We start from the raw sequence: 1,357 nt of genomic DNA on the forward strand, positions 1-1,357 counted from the left end.
CTCGCGCTGGATACGGCGCGCAATTGTCTGATCGATACGCTCGGCTGCGGACTCGAAGCCCTGACTTATCCGGCATGCACCAAGCTGATGGGACCCATCGTGCCCGGCACGATAGTCCCCAACGGCGCCAAGGTGCCCGGCACCTCTTTCCAGCTGGACCCGGTTCAGGCCGCCTTTAATATCGGCGCCATGATCCGCTGGCTCGATTTCAACGACACGTGGCTCGCTGCTGAGTGGGGCCATCCGTCCGATAACCTCGGCGGAATTCTCGCCACCGCAGACTGGCTCTCGCGTAACGCAGTCGCCACCGGCAAAAAGCCGCTGACGATGAAAGACGTCCTGATCGGCATGATCAAGGCGCACGAAATTCAAGGCTGTATCGCGCTGGAAAATTCGTTCAACAAGGTCGGTCTCGATCACGTGCTGCTCGTGAAGCTGGCTTCCACGGCGGTGGTCGGGCAGATGATCGGCCTCACGCGTGATGAGTTGATCAACGCTGTTTCTCTGGCCTTCGTCGACGGCCATTCGCTGCGCACGTATCGGCATGCGCCGAATACGGGTTCGCGTAAATCGTGGGCAGCAGGAGATGCCACCTCGCGCGCCGTGCGTCTCGCGTTGATCGCGAAGACGGGCGAAATGGGCTATCCGTCGGTTTTGACCGCTAAAACATGGGGCTTTTACGACGTGCTGTTCAAAGGCAACGCGTTCAAGTTCCAGCGTCCGTACGGTTCGTACGTGATGGAGAACGTGCTCTTCAAGATCTCGTTCCCGGCTGAGTTTCACTCGCAAACCGCGGTGGAAGCCGCGATGACGCTGCACGCCAAGCTCGCGGAAACCGGCAAGAAGGTTGAAGACATCAAGAAGATCACGATCCGCACGCATGAAGCGGCGATTCGCATCATCGATAAAAAGGGTCCGCTCGATAACCCCGCCGACCGCGATCACTGCATTCAATACATGGTCGCCGTGCCGATGATCCATGGTCGCCTGACGGCCTCCGATTACGAGGACTCAGTCGCCAAAGATCAACACATCGACATCTTGCGCGCCAAGATGGAATGCGTGGAAGACCCGCAATTCACGACGGATTATCACGATCCGGAGAAGCGTTCGATCGCTAATGCGCTGACCGTGGAGTTCAATGACGGCAGCACATTCGACGAGGTAATTGTCGAATACCCGATCGGGCACAAACGTCGCCGCGAAGACGGCATCCCGCTTCTGGTCGAGAAGTTCAAGACCAACCTCGCACGGCGTTTCCCAGCCAAGCAGCAAGAGGCGATCCTTGCGGCATCGATGGATCAGGCAACGCTCGAAGCAATGCCGGTCAATGAATATGTTGATTTGTATGTGATTT

1 protein-coding gene is annotated in these 1,357 nt (G+C 57.7%); it reads left to right on the top strand.

All coding sequences use genetic code 11. The annotated features are described in order from the left end of the window. The coding region (locus M0D69_RS43610) for a bifunctional 2-methylcitrate dehydratase/aconitate hydratase (protein ID WP_301787978.1) at positions 1-1,357 on the top strand (1,357 nt) is incomplete at both ends.

It is taken from the genome of Caballeronia sp. SEWSISQ10-4 2, from assembly GCF_030464885.1.
GTDB lineage: Bacteria > Pseudomonadota > Gammaproteobacteria > Burkholderiales > Burkholderiaceae > Caballeronia.